This is a genomic window from Ectobacillus sp. OTK, from assembly GCF_059698935.1.
In genome coordinates, this window is record NZ_AP048547.1 from 5,223,419 (window position 1) to 5,245,648 (window position 22,230).

The 22,230-nt window shown below is 41.0% G+C and carries 19 protein-coding genes; 1 reads left to right on the forward strand and 18 read right to left on the reverse strand.

What is annotated here, in order from left to right; genetic code table 11:
• Window positions 1-54: 54 nt before the first annotated feature.
• From gmd to AC6HZ4_RS25925, 11 genes are all read right to left on the reverse strand, one after another.
• Window positions 55-1,134, reverse strand: a complete 1,080-nt coding sequence (gmd, locus tag AC6HZ4_RS25875; protein WP_497492755.1) for a GDP-mannose 4,6-dehydratase — start codon at window positions 1,132-1,134, stop codon at window positions 55-57.
• 26 nt (window positions 1,135-1,160) lie between these two features.
• Window positions 1,161-2,105 carry a GDP-L-fucose synthase gene (fcl, locus tag AC6HZ4_RS25880; protein WP_497492756.1) on the reverse strand — a complete coding sequence of 315 codons (945 nt, stop codon included), beginning with the start codon at window positions 2,103-2,105 and terminating at the stop codon, window positions 1,161-1,163.
• 19 nt (window positions 2,106-2,124) lie between these two features.
• The gene (locus AC6HZ4_RS25885; RefSeq protein WP_497492757.1) at window positions 2,125-2,814 is read right to left on the reverse strand and encodes a sugar transferase; all 690 of its coding nucleotides are present in this window, start codon (window positions 2,812-2,814) and stop codon (window positions 2,125-2,127) included.
• 14 nt (window positions 2,815-2,828) lie between these two features.
• Window positions 2,829-3,710: a UTP--glucose-1-phosphate uridylyltransferase GalU gene (gene galU / locus AC6HZ4_RS25890; RefSeq protein ID WP_497492758.1), complete on the reverse strand. Its 882-nt coding sequence runs from the start codon at window positions 3,708-3,710 to the stop codon at window positions 2,829-2,831.
• A 478-nt stretch (window positions 3,711-4,188) separates the two neighbouring features.
• Complete coding sequence (tnpC, locus tag AC6HZ4_RS25895) at window positions 4,189-5,607, reverse strand: IS66 family transposase (protein ID WP_497492759.1); 1,419 nt, start codon at window positions 5,605-5,607, stop codon at window positions 4,189-4,191.
• A 112-nt stretch (window positions 5,608-5,719) separates the two neighbouring features.
• Window positions 5,720-6,487, reverse strand: a complete 768-nt coding sequence (locus AC6HZ4_RS25900; RefSeq protein WP_497492760.1) for a tyrosine-protein phosphatase — start codon at window positions 6,485-6,487, stop codon at window positions 5,720-5,722.
• 27 nt (window positions 6,488-6,514) lie between these two features.
• Window positions 6,515-7,216, reverse strand: coding sequence for a CpsD/CapB family tyrosine-protein kinase (locus AC6HZ4_RS25905; protein ID WP_497492761.1), 702 nt, complete (start codon window positions 7,214-7,216; stop codon window positions 6,515-6,517).
• Window positions 7,206-7,940: a YveK family protein gene (locus AC6HZ4_RS25910; RefSeq protein WP_497492762.1), complete on the reverse strand. Its 735-nt coding sequence runs from the start codon at window positions 7,938-7,940 to the stop codon at window positions 7,206-7,208. The genes AC6HZ4_RS25905 and AC6HZ4_RS25910 overlap by 11 nt, the downstream gene beginning before the upstream one ends.
• A 470-nt stretch (window positions 7,941-8,410) precedes the next feature.
• Complete coding sequence (fabZ, locus tag AC6HZ4_RS25915) at window positions 8,411-8,836, reverse strand: 3-hydroxyacyl-ACP dehydratase FabZ (protein ID WP_497495840.1); 426 nt, start codon at window positions 8,834-8,836, stop codon at window positions 8,411-8,413.
• A gap of 395 nt (window positions 8,837-9,231) precedes the next feature.
• Complete coding sequence (locus AC6HZ4_RS25920) at window positions 9,232-10,341, reverse strand: SGNH/GDSL hydrolase family protein (protein ID WP_497492763.1); 1,110 nt, start codon at window positions 10,339-10,341, stop codon at window positions 9,232-9,234.
• Window positions 10,342-10,512: 171 nt separating this feature from the next.
• Window positions 10,513-11,355, reverse strand: coding sequence for a CatB-related O-acetyltransferase (locus AC6HZ4_RS25925; RefSeq protein WP_497492764.1), 843 nt, complete (start codon window positions 11,353-11,355; stop codon window positions 10,513-10,515).
• A gap of 631 nt (window positions 11,356-11,986) precedes the next feature.
• On the opposite strand from AC6HZ4_RS25925, the gene AC6HZ4_RS25930 reads away from it, so the two are divergent.
• Window positions 11,987-14,734: an FG-GAP-like repeat-containing protein gene (locus tag AC6HZ4_RS25930; RefSeq protein ID WP_497492765.1), complete on the forward strand. Its 2,748-nt coding sequence runs from the start codon at window positions 11,987-11,989 to the stop codon at window positions 14,732-14,734.
• A gap of 56 nt (window positions 14,735-14,790) precedes the next feature.
• Here AC6HZ4_RS25930 and AC6HZ4_RS25935 read toward each other — a convergent pair whose 3' ends face one another.
• The 7 genes from AC6HZ4_RS25935 to kdsB form a co-directional block, all read right to left on the reverse strand.
• Entirely contained in the window at window positions 14,791-15,819 is a 1,029-nt protein-coding gene (locus tag AC6HZ4_RS25935) for a capsular polysaccharide export protein, LipB/KpsS family (protein ID WP_497492766.1), read from the reverse strand.
• A 208-nt stretch (window positions 15,820-16,027) separates the two neighbouring features.
• Complete coding sequence (locus tag AC6HZ4_RS25940; protein WP_497492767.1) at window positions 16,028-18,430, reverse strand: capsular polysaccharide export protein, LipB/KpsS family; 2,403 nt, start codon at window positions 18,428-18,430, stop codon at window positions 16,028-16,030.
• A gap of 180 nt (window positions 18,431-18,610) precedes the next feature.
• Entirely contained in the window at window positions 18,611-19,033 is a 423-nt protein-coding gene (locus AC6HZ4_RS25945) for an HIT family protein (protein WP_497492768.1), read from the reverse strand.
• Window positions 19,034-19,051: 18 nt separating this feature from the next.
• A complete protein-coding gene (locus tag AC6HZ4_RS25950; RefSeq protein ID WP_497492769.1) occupies window positions 19,052-19,576 on the reverse strand; it encodes a KdsC family phosphatase in 525 nt (174 codons plus the stop codon).
• A 4-nt stretch (window positions 19,577-19,580) separates the two neighbouring features.
• On the reverse strand, window positions 19,581-20,564 hold the full coding sequence (locus tag AC6HZ4_RS25955; RefSeq protein ID WP_497492770.1) for a KpsF/GutQ family sugar-phosphate isomerase: 984 nt from the start codon (window positions 20,562-20,564) through the stop codon (window positions 19,581-19,583).
• Between the two features lie 54 nt (window positions 20,565-20,618).
• A complete protein-coding gene (gene kdsA, locus AC6HZ4_RS25960; protein WP_497492771.1) occupies window positions 20,619-21,455 on the reverse strand; it encodes a 3-deoxy-8-phosphooctulonate synthase in 837 nt (278 codons plus the stop codon).
• A gap of 1 nt (window position 21,456) precedes the next feature.
• A complete protein-coding gene (kdsB, locus tag AC6HZ4_RS25965) occupies window positions 21,457-22,188 on the reverse strand; it encodes a 3-deoxy-manno-octulosonate cytidylyltransferase (RefSeq protein WP_497492772.1) in 732 nt (243 codons plus the stop codon).
• Window positions 22,189-22,230: the final 42 nt, after the last annotated feature.

Genomic DNA, 22,230 nt, shown 5'->3' on the forward strand with positions numbered 1-22,230 from the left:
ATGACAAACAATTAATATTTAATTACAAAAATAAATTCTAATTTACACTAAAACTTAATCAAACATCTTCTTAACTCTGTCTTCCTTCTCAACCTTCTTCATATCCGCCTCAACCATGATACGAACAAGTTCTTCAAAGGACGTCTTCGTTGGATTCCAACCTAATAATGTTTTTGCCTTTGTAGGATCTCCTAATAACTGGTCTACCTCTGCAGGACGGAAGAACTTCGGATCAACTTCAACAATGACATCACCAGTTGCCTTGTTAATACCTTTCTCCTCTACACCAGAACCTGTCCACTCAATCTCAATACCTACATGCTTGAAGGAAAGTTCTACAAATTCACGTACAGTGTGCATTTCACCAGTTGCAATTACAAAATCCTCTGGCTTGTCATGCTGAAGAATTAACCACATGCACTCAACATAATCTTTTGCGTAGCCCCAGTCACGAAGAGAATCAAGGTTACCAAGCGTTAATTTCTTTTGCTTACCTTGTGCAATACGTGCAGTTGCAAGTGTAATTTTACGTGTTACAAACGTTTCACCACGGCGCTCGGATTCGTGGTTGAATAAAATTCCGTTTACTGCGAACATGTCATAGGATTCACGGTAGTTCTTTGTAATCCAGAAGCCGTAGATTTTTGCTACGCCGTACGGAGAACGTGGATAAAATGGCGTTGTTTCCTTTTGTGGAACCTCTTGCACTTTACCGTATAGTTCGGATGTAGAAGCTTGATATACACGAGTTTTTTCTGTTAATCCTAAAATACGTACAGCTTCAAGAATATTTAATGTACCTTTTGCATCAACATCTAAAGTGTAACCAGGCATGTCAAAAGAAACACGTACGTGCGATTGTGCTGCTAGGTTATATATTTCATCCGGTCGAATTTCACCAATTACACGAGTAACATTTAATGCATCGGTAACATCACCATAGTGTAAATGGAAATTCTGATTGTTTAATAATGCATCTGCTTCTTCCGCAGACATAATATCCTCTAAGCGCTCTTGGTTGTAGGAAGAGCTGCGGCGGATCATACCGTGTACCTCGTATCCTTTTTCTAGTAGGAACTCTGCTAAGTAAGACCCATCCTGTCCTGTTACGCCAGTAATCAATGCTTTTTTCATTTTATCCTCCAATAATCACAGTTGCATTAATTTGTCACTGCTTCTTTTTGATTTTCTAAGAACCATTGATATGCTTTTTGCAAGCCCTCATCTAAAGAAACGGATGCTTTCCAGCCAAGGGAGTTAATTTTTGTTACATCAACCAACTTACGAGGTGTTCCGTCCGGTTTTGTTGTATCGAACTTGATTTCTCCTTCGTAGCCAACCGTTGCTTTTACCTTCGCTGCTAATTCCCCAATTGCAATATCTTCACCAACACCGATATTTACAATTTCATTGCCTTCATATGTATTCATTAAGAATACACAAGCATCAGCTAAGTCGTCAGAATATAAGAATTCACGCTTTGGTGTACCTGTTCCCCATACCTCTACAAATGGCGCATTGCTTTGCTTCGCTTCGTGGAATTTACGAATTAATGCCGGAAGTACATGGGAAGTATGTAAGTCAAAATTATCATTCTCTCCATATAGATTTGTCGGCATTGCGGATATATATGTTGTGCCATACTGGCGGTTATAAGATTCACACATTTTAATACCAGCAATTTTTGCGATTGCGTATGGTTCATTTGTTGGCTCTAATTCACCAGTCAATAAGTACTCTTCTTTTAATGGCTGCGGTGCAAGCTTTGGATAAATGCATGTGCTTCCTAAGAATAAAAGCTTTTTCACACCATAGCGGTATGCGCAATCAATCACATTTGTTTGAATCATTAAGTTATCACGGATAAAGTCAGCTGGATATTCGTTGTTCGCAACGATTCCTCCTACTTTTGCCGCAGCTAGGAATACATATTCAATACCTTCTGCTTGGAAGAATTCATCTACCTGCTTTGGATCACGTAAATCTAGTTCTTTACTAGTCTTGTACACTAGATTTGTATATCCTTTTTCCTGTAGTTTTCGTAAAATTGCAGAGCCAACTAAACCTCGGTGACCTGCTACATAAATTTTGGAATCTTGATTCACCTTTTTCACACCTTCTTTTTTAATAAGCATCACTAGAGCCAAATAATACTTTGACTGTTTTAAATATAATCTTCATATCAAACAATACATTTCTTTTTTGTATATATTGCACATCTAGTTCTACCATTTGATGAAAGCTTAAGCTGTTCCGGCCGCTCACCTGCCATAGTCCTGTACATCCTGGTGTTACAAGTAGGCGTTGCATGTCATATTCTGTATATTCTTTTACCTCACGAGGCAGGGGAGGCCTTGGTCCTACTAAACTCATGTCACCCTTCAAAACATTCAATAGTTGAGGCAGTTCATCAATACTTGTTCTTCGAATAAACTTTCCAATCTTTGTAATGCGAGGGTCGTCCTTCATTTTGAACATAGCACCTTGAATTTCATTATGCTTTAATAATTCTTCTAAGCGTTTCTCGGCATCTGTAACCATGGATCGAAATTTGTACATGTAAAACTCTTTACCATCTTTACCAATCCGAATTTGCTTGAAGAACACAGGACCTTTTGGGTCCTCTAACTTAATACATAAAGCAACAATGAAAAATAAAGGTGACAATAATAAAAGTCCACACATTACCCCTACTATGTCAATAAGGCGTTTTATTAGTAAGTACAATTTACGATTATTTACGTCCGCTTGTGCAAGCATAGGGGATTTGTTTGTAACTGTACCTCCTGTTGATGATACCTTTACTAAATCCACTCTCATCCCTCGCTTTATACTAATGAATTTTCTTCTTCTAATACAGCACGCATAAATTCTTTTAATTGATCCTTTAAATCTTCATGCTGCAATGCAAACTCAATCGTAGTCGTAATAAATCCTAACTTCTCACCTACATCATAGCGTTTACCTTCAAAGTCATACGCGAATACACGCTGAATCTCATTCAAACGTTGAATCGCATCTGTTAATTGGATCTCCCCGCCAGCTCCTACTTGCTGTTCCTCTAAGAACATAAAAATTTCAGGTGTTAGAATATATCTTCCCATAATAGCTAAATTAGAAGGTGCTGTTCCAGGAGATGGCTTTTCCACAAATTTATTTACTTGATAACGACGACCCGTTTGTCCTAATGGATCAATAATTCCATAACGATGTGTTTCATTATCTGCAACAGTTTGTACACCAATAACAGATGCTTTTGTTTCTTCATACTGCTCGATTAATTGTCGTAATCCTGGTGTTTCAGCCTGTACAATATCATCACCTAGAAGTACCGCAAATGGCTCATTTCCAATAAACTTCTTCGCACACCAAACTGCATGTCCGAGTCCTTTAGGATCTTTTTGACGAATATAGTGAAGATTTACTTTTGATGATTCTTGTACCTTTTCTAGAAGCTCATATTTTCCTTTCTCTAACAGGTTTTGCTCCAGTTCAAACGCATGATCAAAATGATCCTCAATCGCACGCTTTCCTTTTCCTGTTACAATAATAATATCTTCAATTCCAGATTCAATCGCTTCCTCTACTATGTATTGAATCGTTGGCTTGTCCACGATTGGAAGCATTTCCTTTGGCATTGCCTTTGTTGCTGGTAAAAATCGTGTTCCTAATCCTGCTGCTGGAATAATAGCCTTTCTTACTTTTTTCAAAGTCCTTCCCCCTCTTAACTTTTAGTAATTTAAAATAATTAAAAAACCTAGATATAAGGTCAATTAACATTTAACCACATACCTAGATCTTCTATATATGTATAATAGAATTGGGCATCTAACCCGCCCTCACATCATACTTCTGACGACTAGCGTCTAAGGTTAGGTTTCCCTAACCCACAGCATGACCGAGTGTCTTCATTGATAATGGTAAGAAGACATCACCTATCACTATAATATTTTAATTTTTCTGACTTCAATATCGAAATATAAATATCCAAATAACTCCTGCTATATAAATACATACATATTTTAATCTTAATCCAGTTTCAGTACCTTTTACGCAGCATTGCCGTTCTGTAGGTTTACTATACTCTTACTGGCTAGCATCATTTATTAGTTAAAAAATTCCGTAACTACTCAGGCTCCCTAAAGATATGCAAGACAAATAGAGGCTACCAAGCGGCAGCCCCTATGCTTATCGCATAGGAGTCAGAGTCATCACTCCTGTTTCGTTGTACGTTTTGAGTGTTTGAAAAACAGATCTTCCTTGTTTCCGTAGAGTACCGATTACACTGCGGATACGCAGATAGTTCTTGGCACCGTACTTGCTTCGGAACGAGCCGCTGATTTTATGGCGAATTTTGATAGAGCGAATGTCTCGCTCCGCTAAGTTATTGTCAAACGGAAGGTCCCGATGAATGAGGAATGCCAGCACCGCATCTTTGTGAAGTCTTAGACGACGGAGAAGGTTATATGCCTTACTCTGTTTGACGCGACCTTTCGTATTCGTTTCCTTCTTGGCGGGTGGATGAATCTTCTCACCTTCGGTAAGAATGGCTTCGTATTTTCGTTCCAAGTCTAGGAGTTGATGGGGTGTTAATGTTCCGTTTGCTTCTTCTTTTGCTTTCTTGGCGGACTGGAAGAAGTCCATCATGTCCTTGGCCCACTCCTCTTTGCGATGGTCATAGATGCCTTGCAGTTCTCGTAAATGATGGACATTGCACAACACATGCTGGCACTTGTCATACTTGAAATAAGAAGACCAGCCATCATGCACAGTGATTCCTTCGTAAGAAGGAAGAAGCCCAATTTCATCCATCGCTTCCTTGCCGCGCTTGACATGATGATATTGGAGCGTTACCCGTTCTGTGCTGAATGTGTGCACCCACTCTATCTTTCCTTCGTTACGGATTCCAGTTTCATCGCAGTGTACGACAGGAGATATCAGAGCGAGTTCACGCAGCTCTTCTTCAACTGGCTGAAGGCGCGTACTCCAACGTTGAATCATCGTGTTAAGAGTTCCTTCACTAATGGATTGGTGGCAGACATCTCGAAAAAACTCAGCTGTCCGTGAGAGAGACAAGTGCTGATGGCATGCCAAATACACCGCCATGAGTTCCACATGCGGTCCATATTGTACAACATTTTTCACTTCTGTTGGAAAAGTAGCTTCTTCTGTATGAAGACAGTGTGGACAGATTTTTCTCTCTGCCTGATGCTCTGTCACTTCCAAAATGATGAGCGGAAGATCAAACACTTGTCGTTTCTTTACACCGATAACAGGCTCTCCTTGTAAGGAAGTCTGGCACTGCGAACAGGAAGTAACAGAATGGCGCACCGTATGGTCAGGTGTCTCAACTTGATGAAGGGTATAGCCCACATGCTTTGGCTGTCCACCCGTGAGCCGTCCTGTTTTCCCGCGCAAACTCTTTGTCTTCGGCTTTTGTAGCCCGTCTGATGACGGGGGCTTATGACTGTTTTTGGAGTTTTTTTTAGTGCGAGCTTCCAATTCTTGAACACGTGCTTCTAAGGCTGTGAATGTTTCCGTAAACAAGGAAACAACAGCTTCTGGACCTTGATGATACGCTTCTAAAATTTGTTCTCGGTTTATCATACCCTTCACCTCCATTTTATCGTCTATCTTTAGTGTAAACGGGGATGGGAGGGACTAAACCTTGAAAAACTAGAAAATATGAAACCACCGTGAAGGTGGGTAGCCTGAGTAGTTACAAAATTCCTAAGAATTTCTTTTTGCGAATCCGCTCTGGTTCATATTTATCTATTGTTCTTCCACTAATGATTTCGTACGCCGCATCTTGAAATTGATACAGTACCTCATCACCGAACAAGTTTTGGATTTCCGTATATGCTTCCCGTAATTTAAACATTCGGTTTGTCGTGTTATGAGCATCAGATACAATCATATGTACAAGATTATGCTCAATAAGTTGCATGGAAAACTTTTTAATTTTTTTGCCGAAATCCCCTGTTACGCTGGCAGCTGTGAGCTGCGCAAGGGCTCCTTTGTTGATTAGGTCATAGAGGATAGATGGACGTTCTATCATTTCCGCATTCCGTTCTGGATGGGCAATGATAGGAATGAATCCCTTTAGCTGTAGATCATAGAATAATGATTCTGCATAGCGTGGTACGTGATTCGTTGGAAACTCGATAAGAATATATTTATTCGTTTCATTGATTGTTACAATACGGCCTGCTTCATAATCTTCTAGCACCTCGCCGTACAGACGAATTTCTTGACCAGGTAAGATTGTTATATTAATCTCCTTATCACGCAACACATTATTTAGTTCAGCTACTTGGTGGAGAATTGCTTCCTTTTCATTTAAGTATCTGCCATTTTGATGGTGAGGAGTTGCGACAATTGTATGAATCCCTTGGTCTGCAGCTACTTTCGCAAGTTCAACACTTTCCTCGATGGTTTTCGGACCATCGTCTACGCCGTATAAGATATGGCAATGTAAATCTATCATCGCAACATCGCTCCCTTTTATATAATGTTATTTGTTGCCGTAATAATAGTAATATTGATGTTCTCTTTGTTCCTTATCATTTAATACAACACCTAGCAATTTGCATTTGCTGTTTTCCAATAGACCTTTTGCTTTTATTGCTGTGTCTTTATCCGTTTGTCCGCTGCGTACAACGAGCACACTGCCATCCACTTGATTGGCAAGAACCTGTGCATCCGTTACTGCAAGGATTGGCGGTGTATCAAGAATGACAAGATCATATTCGCCCTTTGCTTCTGTAAGCAGGTCTCTCATCGCTGTTGAACTAAGCAGCTCAGCTGGGTTCGGCGGAACAGCGCCGCTTGGCAGAAAGTCAAGGTTCTCTACTTCGGTTTGACGTACGCAGCCTCGCAAGGTTCCTTGTCTAGAGAGAACACTTGTTAAGCCTAAGATGTTGTCTGCACGGAACAGCGTATGCATAGCCGGCTTGCGCATATCAGCATCAATTAATAGCACCTTTCTTCCTTGCTGGGCAAAGACAACTGCAATGTTAGCCGTTGTGGTTGTTTTTCCTTCAGCCGGGTTTGCTGATGTTACAAGGAAAGAGCGCAAATCTGTATCAACAGCTGCGAATTGAATATTTGTTCGTACGTTGCGATATTGCTCTGAAACCGGTGATTTCGGCTGCTTATGAGCAATTAGCTGACGCTGTGTTTGTTTTTTTTGTTTTCGTTTAAAATTAAGAGCCAATTGTACGTTCCCTCACTTTCGCAACTGCTGCTGATATACCTTCCTTATTCTCTTCCATTTTTGTTATAACCCCTAGGACAGGTAGTCCGAGAAGAGTTTCAATATCCTGTTCTCTCTTAATGGTGTTGTCCAAAGCTTCTAGTAAAATGGCTAATCCGACAGATGCCATTAAGCCGACTGCTAAAGCAATGATAACATTCAATGCTGGTCGTGGCTTTACAGGAGCCTGTCCTTTTACTATCTCTGCTTGGGACAAGATTGTAACATTATCTATACTCATGATTTGAACAATTCTGTCTTTAAATACGGCAGCCACTGTATTTGCAATATCGCGTGCCTTTTCAGGATTTGAGTCCTGCACTGTCACCGAAATAACCTGTGAATCCTTTTCGCTTGCAACTGAAATTTTGTTTGTTAATTCCTGCACAGACATATCTAGATTTAGTTTGCTTTTCACCTCATCTAAAACAGCTGGACTTTTAATAATAATACTATATGTGTTAATTAATTGAAGGTTTGTTTGAACCTCATTGTATTGAAATGCGGCGTTATCTGCCTTCTTCTGATTTACTAGGATTTGCGTAGAAGATTGATAGATTGGAGTCAGAAAATAATAACTAACGATGGCACTCACAAGCGCTGCTGCAAAAGTAATGCCAACAATCATTGACAACCGCTTTCGCAAAACCTGAAATAACTCTTTTAGACTAATAGTTTCTTCCATGGATGTCCTCCCATTTCCTTGTAAGATATTGTCAAAACTTATGAACATTTTGTGAATTAAGTAACATTTACTATGAAATATCGTATTTTTCATATTGTAATATCATGATAAATATGTATCGGATTTACTTACATAGAATATAATACATACATTACCTTCCCCTTACAAGGATAAATATGTAAAATTTTTAAGGTTTTTGTAAGTTTTCATACTTTTGTGTTGCATTGTGTTATTAATTCTTACATTCTTAATAAAAATTAAGTTTAAAGGTATCCACAAAGTTTCAATGAATGCCTTTATATAGCAACTTCAAGGTGTTAAAACAAAGAAGAATAACCACATTGTAGGCTCATATGAAGAATAATACAAGCTATCCAATATTTTCACAACTTAAAATATCCAAATTTTACAGTGTAAAATTTACCAAATTCTGAATTTATAAATAAATAAGGACCGTCCGTGGACGGTCCTTATTTTCCAAGTGCAAATGTCATTTCCAGTTCACACGCAACCTCGCCATTTACGGTTGCGACACCTTTTCCTTTGCCGATCGCACCGCGTACGCGCGTCATTTCAACCTCAAGACGAAGCTGGTCGCCAGGGCGCACTTGGCGTTTGAAGCGGCAGTTATCGATTCCTGCAAAGAAAGCAAGCTTGCCTCGGTTTTCTTCCTTTTTCAGCATCGCGACTGCGCCAACCTGTGCCAATGCTTCTACGATTAAAACGCCTGGCATTACTGGGAAGTCAGGGAAGTGGCCGTTGAAGAATTCTTCGTTTGCCGTTACGTTTTTGATGCCGACAGCGCGCTGTCCTTCTTCTACCTCTAGAATTTGGTCAACGAGCAAGAACGGATAGCGGTGCGGGATGATTTCTTTAATTTGCTGGATGTCTAGCATTTGTTTCTCTCCTTTATGCGGCATGTCAGATGCTGATGCCGCGGTAATGTACATCATCTATTATCCCATTGTTGCCCCGTTTTGTGAATGTATAACGGCAAGAGATTTTACTCGCATCATTCATGTATACAAACATACATATATATAATAGAAGAAATAAAAACACACTACCAAGAATTACATTTTTTGTTCCATACAGCAGGAATATAAATAAAATAAATCTTTATAAATTAAAAAAAATTCCGAGTTTCTTCCATTATATAGGTGTTTATAAAAACGCTTTCTAAAATCGCTTTCATAAGGTGAAAAAGAACAGAAAGGAAAAGGAGGGAGCAAGCCTCTTATGGAGCTGCTCCCCTGTTTATTTTCCACTCTTCTATCAATGGATTCCCTTGTTATCTTGTAATAATACCTGCAATTCTAACATCATGTTTTTCAGAATCCTTCTGATCCTTAACAACAAATTTTACTGTATGTTTTCCCTCTTCCAGAGGTTCGTCAATGAGCAGGTGGCGTATTGCACGTCTTTTGGAGAAAGTGCTTAGGGTTTTAACCTTCTTTCCATCAACATACACATCAAATTCTCCGCCGTCTATGTTGCTTACGATTGAAACACCTAGCAGCTTGTCTGTTTGTACTTTATATTCTACATATGACTTGCTGGTGTCACTAACTACGTAGTTAGCTAGCTTCGTATCTTCTTGAATGCTTTTCTCTTGAAATCCCTTCGTTTTGCTTGGTTCTGCTGTAATATTCATTTTTTGAACAGGGCCCGTTACTTGTACAGTCGGTTTGTTTAGCTTATCCTGATTTTGTTCACTCTCAGTTAACACTTTACTAATTGTGTTTGCATAAATTTTATAGCCTTTATCGTTTGGATGGATACCGTCTGTCGTTAGGTCTTTTACATTGATTTCTGATTGTTTAAATGCCTCCTGCATGTCAATCGAAATTGCTCCATATTTTGCAGAAAGGCTCTTGATTTCATCTTTGTATTCCGTCTTTTTCAGAGCATTTTCAACGAAGGTAACAATTTGTGCGTCAGGAAATCTTTTGATTAAGGTTTCTAAGAGGGTACTATAGTTTTCTCTAAATTTATCGATCGGTAAAGATCCTTGATCATTCTGGCCAAAGCTGACAAAAATCAAATCGTATTTCGTACCTGTTTTGAAATTATTTAATTCTACTAACCCATCGAAGACGTCGGATCCGCCCTTAGTAAGTAACGTTACATCTGGCTTTGCTTTATATTTGTCAATTAGGTATAGATTTAGCAAGGGATGCCAGCGAGTTGCTTCACTCGATGCGCCAACGCCCTCTCCAATGCTGTCTCCAACTACTAAGTATTTCAGGTCTTTGCCTTCTTGTAATTTTTCATAAACCATTTTGCTGGCAGCGGGCTTGGCCTTAGCTTCTGAGCTCTTATTAAACAGCCAAAAGGAGCCCCCTCCCAAAAGAAATGCCAGTACGACTGAGATAACCACCAAAATTTTCGTCTTCTTCATATGCACACTCCTAGAACATTCGAATATCCCCATAAAAAGGACTATATGGAGGAATAAAAGCTACTCATAACACATTACTATCAATCTAATTTAAACTATTTACGCATTTATCCATCTGTAATGTAACAGCGAGAACTCCCTCCCGCATACATGAGAAGGAAGTTCCCTATATTACTGTTCAGTTTTTACCGTTTCATTCTCCTCTGCTTTTACAATTTCGTTCTCTTTTGCTTTTACAATTTCGTTCTCCTCTGCACTTTGAGGAGCTGTTTCTGTTAGAGTGCTCTTGACTTGGGCTTGTCTAGTTGTAACAATCTCACGGTTCACAACCTTGACTCTCGGCCGTTTTCTTTGAATCAATAGCCCTTGCGCTTTTCGTTCTTCAAGCTGCTTCAAAGCCTCATGAATATCGGCAAAGTTAATTCCCTCTAATGATTCTAATGTATAGTCCCACCATTGAATGGCCAGGAGCCTTTCTATGATCTCAGGATCAAATCGGAATCGAATATGCTTTGCGGGGATACCGCCGACAATTTCATAAGGGGCGACATCTTTCGTAACAACAGACCCGGCTCCGACTACTGCCCCATCGCCTATTGTTACTCCTTTCAAAATCGTAACATTTGCGCCAAGCCATACATCATTCCCAATGATGGGATTCTCTTTACTTGGCATAGGAGCTGCTCCTGGTTTAAAGTTCGCAGCCTCTTCCCAAAAGCCAAAGCCGAAGCCTTTCTCGTATTGGAAGTTATGTGTACTTAAGTAAGTAAGGGGGTGTTCTCCCATGCCTATCGTCACACCAGGAGCAATATTGCAAAACCTTCCGATGCTTTTCAGATTTCGAATGACTCCTCCTCGAATATTTGTATAGGCCCCTATTACCCCAGAGTTAGAAATTACAGTATTTAAAATCCTAACAGGCGGTTCAAATACAACTTTAGATTTTTTCGCAAGATTTTCTATATCATTAATCCAAATACCTTGTTTTAAAAGTTCCTCTTTCGTTACGGTCATGATGAAATGTGTCTGGTTAATTTAATAAATCAACCAGTTCTCCTTTCTGATATGTAATGTTAGAAACCAATAGAAGATTAGATTCAACTTGGATCGTAGTGAAATTAGTTTGTACCTAAGACAGCATTTTACCATATGATATCGCCAAATAGGATATTCTTAGAAGATTTTAATGAAACAATATTAAGGGAATCTACTCCTTTTTTTCTATCTTTTACTGGTGTAAAAAGAAATATACGAAATTCATTTGTATATAAAGAGCATACAGTTCTATACTTTTCCTGCCTCAGCTGTTATACTTACATTTTCTGGATGCATCTGCTGTAGAAAGCAATATAGAGCATTGGTTTTTTTCTGTAAATCCAATGCTCGAAATAAGCTACCTTTTTTAGATAATATGGTAAAATAACGAAGGATTGTTTTTACCATTATGCCCTTAGCAATCATTCTGCTGCACTGCTTTATATGCCGTGCTGAATAGGAATGAGGGATATTCATATGCTTTGCTTTTCTATTCTTACGATAAGTGATTTTACAATACTAGCTGCTTTTACATATAGCCGGGGATTAGCTCTCTAATCCTTTGTGCATTAGCATTTGAATCTATCATTAAGTCAAGGAGAAAGTCAAAATGGGTAAGAAGCTCACTATTTTGTTCGTAATGATCGTTATATTGACAGGTATATTATTCTCTTGTAATCAAGATGACTCGGCAGAGAAGCAGCAGGCTGTGAGCAGCCCCTCGTTAGAACGGGTGAAATACAATCAATCAGATCTTGTTGTTGATTTAGCTGTAGGGGCTTGGGCTCAGCCATTGCCTATGGATTATGATGATGACGGGGATTATGATTTGCTTGTTGTGTCCAATGATGATCCTTATAACGGACTGTACTATTTTGAAAATATAAGCGGGGATGTGAAGCACCCTTTATTTAAGCCGGCTGTTCGTATTAGTCATGGCGCGAGTAATGTGACAATCTCATATGATGGCGATAAGCCGATCGTGACCACCCCTGGGAGGGTGTACCCTGATATTAAGAAAACGGGGCTGTATCCGAGCGAGCCAATACCGTTTGAAGGGGAAGTTCATAATCAGGACGGAAGGATCCGCGGAAATGAATGGAATTATGTGGACTATAACGGAGACGGTGTTTTGGATTTAATTGTCGGAATTGGCGATTGGATTGATTATGGCTGGGAGGATGCGTTCGATAAAAATGGAAAGTGGACGAACGGCCCGTTACACGGTTATATCTATTACATCGAAAACGCTGGTACAAATAAAAAGCCGGATTATAAGCAGCCCGTTCTCGTTGAGGCGGGCGGCAAGCCGATTGATGTATATGGAAATCCTTCTCCGGTTGTTGCCGATTTTAATGGCGATCACAAGCTGGATATTATTACAGGAGAGTTTCTTGATAAGCTTACCTTTTTTGAAAATATAGGGACTCGTACAAAGCCTAAATATGCTGCAGGACAGTATGTGAAAAATAAAACAGGGATTATTAAGATGGATTTGCAGGTGCTGATTGTTACAGCGATTGATTGGACGAAGGATGGCTTTACAGATTTGATTGTCGGAGAAGAGGGCGGACGAGTCGCATTAATTGAGAATACAGGCAAGTCGGTGAATGGAAAACCGATATTTAAGGATCCTTATTTCTTCCGGCAAGCGGCGGATAACGTTAAGATTAGCGCACTCGCCAATCCTGTCAATTTCGACTGGAATGGGGATGGTAAGGACGATTTAATTGTCGGGGATGCAGCAGGCAGGATTAGCTTTATCGAAAATCTTGATGGCGGGAATCCGCCAAAGTGGGCGGCACCTGTCTATTTAAAGGCTGATGGAAAAGAGATTCGGATAATAGCAGGGCCTAAGGGCTCCATTCAGGGACCGGCAGAGGCGAAATGGGGCTATACAGCTCCTGCGGTAGCGGATTGGAATCAGGATGGCCTGCCCGATATTTTAGTCAATAGTATATGGGGGAAGGTTCTGTGGTACGAAAATATAGGAACCCGTACAAAGCCTAGGTTAGCTGCAGCACAGCCTATTGAGGTTGAGTGGAAAGGCAAAGCCCCAAAGCCAGAATGGAATTGGTGGGATCCGGAGGAAAATAATCTCGTAACCCAGTGGCGAACCAATCCGTATGTAATTGATTTGAATAAGGATGGGCTGAATGATTTAGTTATGCTTGACCATGAAGGCTATCTTTCCTTTTTTGAACGTAAAAAGGTGTCAGGTAAATTAAAGCTGCTTCCCGGCAAACGAATTTTTATCGGGGAAAAGGGTTCATCTAAATTTGACCGTCACGGAAATGCCATTGATGCGCCGAAGGGCCCTCTCCAAATGAATGTCGAGACTGCAGGCGGCAGCGGCCGGCGAAAATTTACAATGGTGGATTGGAACGGGGATGGAAAGCTTGATTTGCTTGTAAATGGCCGTCCGAATATTAAATTGCTTCTGAATGTCGGAACAAAGGACGAGCCGTTCTTGTTTAGAAATATGGGCGATGTGGCCGAGGGCATCCTGGCTGGGCATGAAACCTTCCCTACCATCGTGGATTGGGATAAAAACGACGTTCCCGACCTGTTAATTGGTGCAGAGGATGGACATTTATATTATTTGAAAAATAATTTTAAACAGAAAGAGACGCCTCGTGAGCCTTCTCCGGAGGGAGAGCTAGACGAATTGGTTGGACAGTGGAGCTTTAATGAGGGGAAAGGCAATGCGGCGGATGATTCATCGAAATATAACAACTTTGGCGTCCTGCACGGTGCAAGCTGGGCTTCAGGCTATAAAGGAAAGGGCCTTAGCTTTGACGGCTTCGATGATTCAGTTGACCTGGATTATACAGTCGGCTCCTATCTGAATGGAGCAACAGGCGTCACGATAGCAGGCTGGGTCAACATTGCAACGCTTGAACCTAAGACAATGTACCTTTTTGGCTCCAGAATCGATGCAAACACTGCTGGTGTTGAGCTGATGTTCAATGGAAAATCACGATCCATTCAAGTATCAGGACGCAGCCAAGCATCTGATGAGTTTTACAAGAAGGAGTTTCCGATAAGAGGCATTGGGCTTGGAGAGTGGCACCATATTGCAGGAGTTTTAGATTTTAAAAATGATGATATCAAGCTTTATATAGATGGAGTGAAGCAAACAGCCAGGGATAGCTCTCCTGTACGGTTTGGCAGTACAACGTATCAACGGGGCAAGCCTGCAGAAGAGGATGTGATTGGCAGAAGCCCGGCCTTATCTGACTACTTTAATGGTCAGCTTGATGAAATGAGCATATTCAGAACAGCTTTAACGCAAAAATCCATTGAAAGCCTGGCGCGGAAAAAACATTGGTGGGAGTTTTGGAAGCTGAATGGTTGATTTGGATATAGAGCACAACAAGCCGAGTTCTTCACGCGAAGAACTCGGCTTGTTTGTCACGCTTGCTGTTTTTGTCTTTGTTCTATCAATTGCTGAATGGTTTCTTCCAGGGTAATGGTTTCCTTTGTCTCAGGATTGATATACCTTGGATAGAGAATGTAAGCTCCTGCAAACAGCTCCTCGATCGTTAATTTTCTCTTGCGGCGGGTTACAATTTGGCGGTCATTTGTAAGTCCCCACCCTGAATAGAACGGCGCGCCGATGGTTGTGACAGGCAATCCCCGAATGAGTGCTTCAAAGCCTGATAAGGATGTGATCGTATAGACGTGATCAATCGTTTGAAAGGAATCCACTAATCCTAGAGGCTCCTCAACTACCTTTGCAAGCTTTCTTACATCATCCATGCTTGATCGGCTCGGTCTCCGCCCTGTTAATACATCAGGATGCGGCTTATAGATAATTTCTGCTTCCGGATTCTCATCATAGGCAAATCGAACCAAATCATAATTCGTCCACTGTTTGTCGCTGCCCTTTCGAATCGATGCATCGTCCTCTACCTGCCCGATGACTAAGATTCTCTTTTTTGTTTTGGGGCCATAGATTTCTTCTACTCCCCTTTGCGGCACGTGATTATACTTGCTCACGCCCATCTGGATCAGCTGATCCATGCAGCGTCTTGCTTGAGCTAGCAGGTCCGGATGCTTTTGAAAATCATAATGGTTTAAGATGTTCTCTAAATCGCTAGGCTTTGTAGAATCAAAGTACATGCCTGTTTTATCCAAGCAAATAGAAAAGGGCGGGGTATGCATCGAGCCTAGGCCGACGGAGCGGACAAAGCCATCCTCCATTCTGTAAACAGGAATGCCGTGCTTGTTTGCATACTCGCATATTTCTGGATCCTCATCAAATCCCCAAATCACAAACACTTTATTAGGATACTTTTCTAATTCGTACCGTAAGAACTTCAGCTTTTGGTCAAACGGGACGAACCGAATGTCATACTCCTTTAAAAAAGCAGGGATATAAGGATGCTTCCAGCGGGATGTGCGGAATACAAAAGCCATCGTTTTGCTTGATTGCCTCATAGGCCTGAATTTCCAGCCAAGGATAATTAGAATCGATAGGCAAAATTTAATGATTTTTTTTATTAGTTTTTTCAGTTTTTTTATGTATGTCATGCAAGCACCTTCCAAAAGCCCTCGTATATTCTTTATTCGATCTAAAAAATGAAACAAAGGGGCAACCTTATATTGCCCCTTTTGTGATCAAGATACAATCAAATCTGATCTTGTATTACACAATATGTGAAGCCTGCTTTTGCAGCAAGCTCTCGTATAGCTTCTTTTCTCTTCCAATTGCATCTTTTTCAGATGCTTTTGCACTTTCATGCGGGAAGCCGATAACAGCATCCTTTGAAAGAGGGCCTTGAATTTTGTATACCCAATATAAAATCATCATTTCTTCACTTGGACGCTGTCCAAGGAGAGAAACCAATTCGCTGTAGTAGTTCTGAGGGTATGTTTGAACAGATTTTCCTTGCTTCAAGTAGCTGATAAACATGTCTGTACTATTTTGCTGTCTATGAATCGCATTGACATCGCTTAGAAGCACCAGATCTAAATGAGCGATTTCTTTTTCCTGGCTCACTGCATATGGATCAAGGCCTTTTTTGAACCAGACATTTGTCTTTGTTCCCGTATGCAGAGCAGCTGGATAATCTGTTGTGAAATCCTTCAGGCGGATGACTAACTGATGCTGGTCTATGAAGTTTCCTTTTTCAGTCTCCTGAGATCCGTGATTTCCAACAATGCAAATGCTGCCCGCTGCGTTTTTCACAAGCTTCTCAAAGGTTCCTTCCATGGACATAAGCTTGTCGTATACTTGCTCTTCGAAGGATAAGTCTTGTTGTAATACTTTCTTTTTGTAGCCTTCTGAAGCGGAAAGCGCCAAATAAGGAATGTTTGCATTCTTAACCTTGGCATCACGGCACAGGTCCATTGCTTTTGTATAATGGCCGCCGTTATGGTAAATAGCCGCATACTTCAGCAAAAGCTCCTTGGAAATGTCCTCGCTGCTGGCTAATGCTTCTTCTACATAGCCGAACAAAGCCTTCGAAGGACCCTGTGTTTCCCAAATAAAATCGATCATTGTATTTAGATACTCGAAGGAGCGATCTAAGTTTAGAGCAGTCTGTAAGTGCTCTTCTACGAGGTCATATCTCCCCAAGCCTTTATATGCCAGCGCAATTTGATGATGAAGCATAGCTTGGCGGGAACCAGTGTAGCACTTCTTCAATACCTTTTCGCTAGTCTTAAGCATCTCTTTATAGTTTTCTAATTCATGAAGAACTTGAATCAGCTCTAAATTCCATTCTATCGCCAGATTTCTATCCTTGCACTGCTTCACAGCCTGGCGAAGAAGAGCTTCAGCAGCCTCAAATTGCTTCTTCTCTTTTTTCTCTACGCCGCTTGCAAACGTACTTTGAGCGATCATATCGTACAGAAGTTGAATCGCTTCTTCCAGGTCGATTAACTCGTCTGTTTCCGGATGCAAGTATCTTGGATATAGCATATAAGCAGCTGCGAACAATTCTTCAACTGTGCGCTTGCGCGTTCTTCTTTCACAAGGCTGTCTATCGTCTGTCAGTCCCCAGCCAGAGTAGAATGGAGCACCAAAGCATGTAACTGAAATTCCCCTGATCAACGCTTCAAATCCAGCAAGGGAAGTGATCGTATAGACGTGGTCAATTGTTTCGAAGGCATCTACAAGGCTTAACGGCTCTGTAATAACCTTCGCGATATGAGAAACTGCCATCGGATCTGAATAAGCTTTACGGTAGCCTCCTAGAACATCTGGATGCGGCTTATAGATGATTTCTGCATCAGGGTTCTCGTTATACGCAGCCCAAACAAGATCATTATTTGTCATTGGCTTTGCGCAGCCGTAGCGGATGGATGCATCATCCTCCACCTGCCCGATAACAAGAATGCGTCGTTTCGTCTTTTCGCCATAAATCTCTTCTATGTTCTTTCTGGAAGCATGGTTATACTTACTCACTCCCATGTTGATTAACATGTCCATGCAGCGCTTTGCTTGTTCCAATAACTCTTCATCCTGAGAGAAATCATGTGTTTCCAGCAACACCTCTAAATCTGAAGCCTCTCGCGAATTGAAGTAAAGCGTTCGAGAATCCGCCGCGATAGAAAGCGGTAATGTATGCGCCGCTCCAAGACCTACGGAACGAACAAAGCCATCCTCAACCCGGTACAGCGTTACATTATGCTCGTTCGCATATTCCAGAACCTCCTCGGGTTCTTTAAATCCCCAAACAATAAAAACCTTTTCCGGCTCAGAATCAAAAGCTTTTAGCAAGCTCTCCATATTCGCCTTCCCGAATACATATGCAGTACGGTACTCAGAGAAGAACTTGCTCATATGCTCACGTTTCCATGGGTTGAAGCCGAACATGAAAGCAACAGGCTTATCATTAGTTTTCCAGTTTGCACCTATTTCTTCATATGGCTTTTTAACAACCTTCTTAGGCTTCTTCACAGACGGCGTTTTCGCTGCATCTGCTTTTTGATTTGGATTTGGCTTTTTCACTGCATCTGCCTTTTGATTTGGATTTTTATTTGCGTCCGTTTGATTTATAATTCGTACTACTTTTCTTTTTACCCGTTTCAATAATTTCTTCAAGACTTTTGTACCCCCTAGTTCATTTTCATTCCATTGTTGTTTTCTGCCCCCCAATTTAGAAAACGAACAAAATCCACCCTCAAGAAATAGTATACAGCATAAAGGCTATACATATTGCTGAAGGTGGAGGATTGTACATCATACGTACATGACAATATTTAACTTACCGCTTGGCATATATTATGACATATATTCCTTTAATTTATTGACTAAGCGATCTATTTCATCCTGCGTAATTTCTCCGCTGCCAGACTGTTGCGTCGCCTGCTGGATGAGCGGGAGACCTTTCACATCATTCTCCTTCTCCCTTGGAATAACATGAACGTGCAAATGCCGAACTGCTTCACTAATTGTAACAGTGTACACACGTTCAACAGGCAGCTCCTGCTTTAGTGCTATTTCCAGGCGCTTCACCAACAATCCAAGCTTAGACAATTCCTTATCCGTAAAGTCTGCCCAATGCTCAACATGGCGCTTCGGTTCAATGTACATATAACCTAAAACTTGTGAAGAAAGTGGCCCATGAGTCACAAACCAATCCTCATCCTCATAAATTGCCTCCTGCAGGCGAGAATGCTTTTCACAAATTGGACATGTAATCACAGAAACCACTCCTCTTAATTATTGTGTAATTTTCACTTTTCCGTTTAAATATTCGAATAAAATTGCATTAAAGTCATATGTTTCGCGCAACATATATTCAACGATTTCACGAACAGCACCTTCGCCGCCGTTCGCCTTTGAAACGAAATCCACGTGCTGCTTTACAAGCTCAACTGCATTATTCGGTGCTGCAGGGAAGCCGACAATCTGAAGAATTGGCAAATCATTAATGTCGTCACCAACATAACATACCTCTTCAAGGCTGATTCCCTCGCTGCTTACGATCTCATGCAGTACGTCCACTTTATCATGAATACCTTGGTAAACATAATCAAATTTCAGTTCTTTTGCACGCTTTGTTACCGCCTCAGACGCTCTGCCTGAAATAATAGCCAGTTTAATCCCAGCGTAGCGGGCTAAGCTAAGCCCCATGCCGTCTTGCGTATGGAATGCTTTTGTCTCATTGCCGTCCGAACCGATATAAAGCTTTCCATCCGTCAATACGCCATCTACATCTAAAACAATTAATTTAATCTGTTTCATAGTTTTACAGTCCTAGGTTCATAAGGTCATGAAGGTGAATCATGCCGATTGGACGGTTATTTTCATCTAAAACAGGAAGAACGTTAACTTTGATTTGATCCATTAATTCAAGCGCACGTGCTACTAAGATATCCGCTTGTACCACATACGGATTCGGGTTGCACAGCTCAACAGCTTTGCGATTTAGAATATCCATCGATGAAGCCAGCGCTCTTCGGATGTCTCCATCTGTTACGATACCTACAAGTCTATTATCTTCGTCTACAACGCTTGTAGCTCCCATTCCTTGTGCTGTCATAAGGAATAATGCTTCTTTAATAGAATCCGTTGCATATACAACCGGATTCTTGCCTGTTGCTTGAATAACGTCGCGTACTGTTAGAAGAAGCTTTCTTCCTAACGAACCGCTTGGGTGATATAAAGCAAAGTCTTCAGGACGGAAGCCTCTCGCCTTCAAAAGCGCAACTGCAATCGCATCGCCAAGCGCCAACGTTACAGTTGTGCTCGTCGTCGGCGCCAAGCCAAGCGGGCATGCTTCCTGCACATTGCCAATGCTTAGTACAACATCGGCTTTATTTCCTAGGGTAGAGTCAGGGTTTTTCACAATCGCAATGATCTTAGCCCCGATACGCTCAATGGATGGGAATAAGTTCAATACTTCTTCCGTTTCTCCGCTGTTTGAAATGGCAATGACAACATCGTCAGCCGTAACCATCCCTAAATCTCCGTGCAAGCCTTCAGAAGGGTGAAGGAACAGAGATGGTGTACCTGTACTAGCTAATGTCGCATTGATTTTGCGGCCGATAATTCCAGACTTACCCATACCTGTAACTACCACTCTGCCCTTGCAATCTAAAATCATTTGAATCGCGTCGTTAATGGACTCACCGATTACTTCCTTTAGATTTAAAATCGCTTGTGCTTCCTTTTCCAAAACCTCAACAACGTCAGCTGTAAAGTCACGTACAGGTGCATTCATCTCTAACATTCCGTGTTTCCCTCCTGAATTTATTTTTATTTAATATTATTTCGATAAAGGATTTTAGCGATTGTTTTTAATGATTTCATCAATTGCTTTAATTGGCTTTAATACTTCTTCTAATTCATGAAGTCTTACCATGTTTGGACCGTCAGACCATGCTTCGTCTGGGTTTGGATGCACTTCCATGAAGATAGAGTCAATGCCGACAGCTGCAGCAGCTTGAGATAAATATGGTACGAATTCACGCTTTCCGCCTGTAGAAGTACCGTTTCCGCCAGGAATTTGAACACTGTGTGTTGCATCAAATACAACTGGAGCACCAAGCTCACGCATTGTTACAAGAGAACGCATATCTACAACAAGGTTGTTGTATCCGAATGTTGAACCGCGCTCTGTTAATAGGATGCCTTTTGCGCCAGACTCTTGAAGCTTTGTTACAACGTTTTTCATATCCCATGGAGCAAGGAATTGTCCTTTTTTCACGTTTACGATCTTTCCTGTTTTTGCAGCCGCTACAAGAAGATCTGTTTGACGGCAAAGGAAAGCTGGGATTTGAAGGATATCCAATACTTCTCCTGCTGCTTCTGCTTGGTAGGATTCATGAATATCAGATGTAACAGGCAATCCGTAGCGTTCTTTTACTTTCGCTAAAATTTCAAGACCTTTTTCTAAACCAGGTCCGCGGTTTGAGTAGATGGAAGAACGGTTTGCTTTGTCAAAAGAAGCTTTGAATACGTACGGGATGCCTAGCTTTGTTGTGATTTCTTTTACTTGCTCAGCTACCTGCATTACAAGCTCTTCGCTCTCAATTACGCAAGGACCAGCGATTAATACGAATGGGTTATTTCCGCCAAATTTAATGTTTTCGTTTAATACTACTTCAGTTTGATTAGTCATGTTATTTGCCTCCTAGGATTTTTTCTACTTTTTCAATATCTTCTGGTGTATCAACACCTACTGCATCATAGGTAGTTTCCACTACTTTAATCGTATAGCCATTTTCAAGTAATCTGAGCTGCTCAAGCATTTCTAATTCCTCAAGCTTCGACTGAGGAAGCTTTACAAACTCATTCAAAACAGCCTTTGGATACGCGTAAATTCCTAAGTGCTTATAGTACGTTACTTCCTTTTGCGCCCGATTGTACGGAATTGGAGAACGTGAGAAGTATAACGCATTATCATTATTATCTGTTACAACCTTCACGACGTTAGGATTCGCTACATCCTTCTCGTCCTTGATCTTTGTCTTGGCAGTTACAACCGCGTTTTCAGCTTCACGCGCTGTCGCCACAAGTGCATCGATCAGATTATGATGGATAAGCGGTTCATCCCCTTGAATATTGACGAAGAAGTCTCCTTCGATTTGCGAAGTAACCTCTGCAATACGGTCAGAGCCTGTTTCATGATCCTTTTTCGTCATAACAGCCTTGCCGCCGAATGCTTCTACAGCTTGCTTAATGTCTTCATGATCAGTTGCTACAACTACATCATCTAAGCCGCTGCTTTTCTTTACATTTTCATACACATGCTGGATCATTGGCTTTCCTGCAATCATCGCAAGCGGTTTGCCAGGAAATCTCGTTGATCCGTATCTTGCAGGAATCACTCCGATAGCCTTCAAATGAGACACTCCCCTTTATATGATTTATTTCACAACAATATAGTTGGTTCA

What these genes read in the sequence shown, in the direction of transcription:
- gmd (WP_497492755.1), bottom strand. Translation starts at nt 1,134, where the DNA reads ATGAAAAAAGCATTGATTACTGGCGTAACAGGACAGGATGGGTCTTAC.
- tnpC (WP_497492759.1), bottom strand. Translation starts at nt 5,607, where the DNA reads ATGATAAACCGAGAACAAATTTTAGAAGCGTATCATCAAGGTCCAGAA.
- AC6HZ4_RS25900 (WP_497492760.1), bottom strand. Translation starts at nt 6,487, where the DNA reads ATGATAGATTTACATTGCCATATCTTATACGGCGTAGACGATGGTCCG.
- AC6HZ4_RS25910 (WP_497492762.1), bottom strand. Translation starts at nt 7,940, where the DNA reads ATGGAAGAAACTATTAGTCTAAAAGAGTTATTTCAGGTTTTGCGAAAG.
- fabZ (WP_497495840.1), bottom strand. Translation starts at nt 8,836, where the DNA reads ATGCTAGACATCCAGCAAATTAAAGAAATCATCCCGCACCGCTATCCG.
- AC6HZ4_RS25920 (WP_497492763.1), bottom strand. Translation starts at nt 10,341, where the DNA reads ATGAAGAAGACGAAAATTTTGGTGGTTATCTCAGTCGTACTGGCATTT.
- AC6HZ4_RS25925 (WP_497492764.1), bottom strand. Translation starts at nt 11,355, where the DNA reads ATGACCGTAACGAAAGAGGAACTTTTAAAACAAGGTATTTGGATTAAT.
- AC6HZ4_RS25930 (WP_497492765.1), top strand. Translation starts at nt 11,987, where the DNA reads ATGGGTAAGAAGCTCACTATTTTGTTCGTAATGATCGTTATATTGACA.
- AC6HZ4_RS25935 (WP_497492766.1), bottom strand. Translation starts at nt 15,819, where the DNA reads ATGAGGCAATCAAGCAAAACGATGGCTTTTGTATTCCGCACATCCCGC.
- AC6HZ4_RS25950 (WP_497492769.1), bottom strand. Translation starts at nt 19,576, where the DNA reads ATGAAACAGATTAAATTAATTGTTTTAGATGTAGATGGCGTATTGACG.
- AC6HZ4_RS25955 (WP_497492770.1), bottom strand. Translation starts at nt 20,564, where the DNA reads ATGTTAGAGATGAATGCACCTGTACGTGACTTTACAGCTGACGTTGTT.
- kdsA (WP_497492771.1), bottom strand. Translation starts at nt 21,455, where the DNA reads ATGACTAATCAAACTGAAGTAGTATTAAACGAAAACATTAAATTTGGC.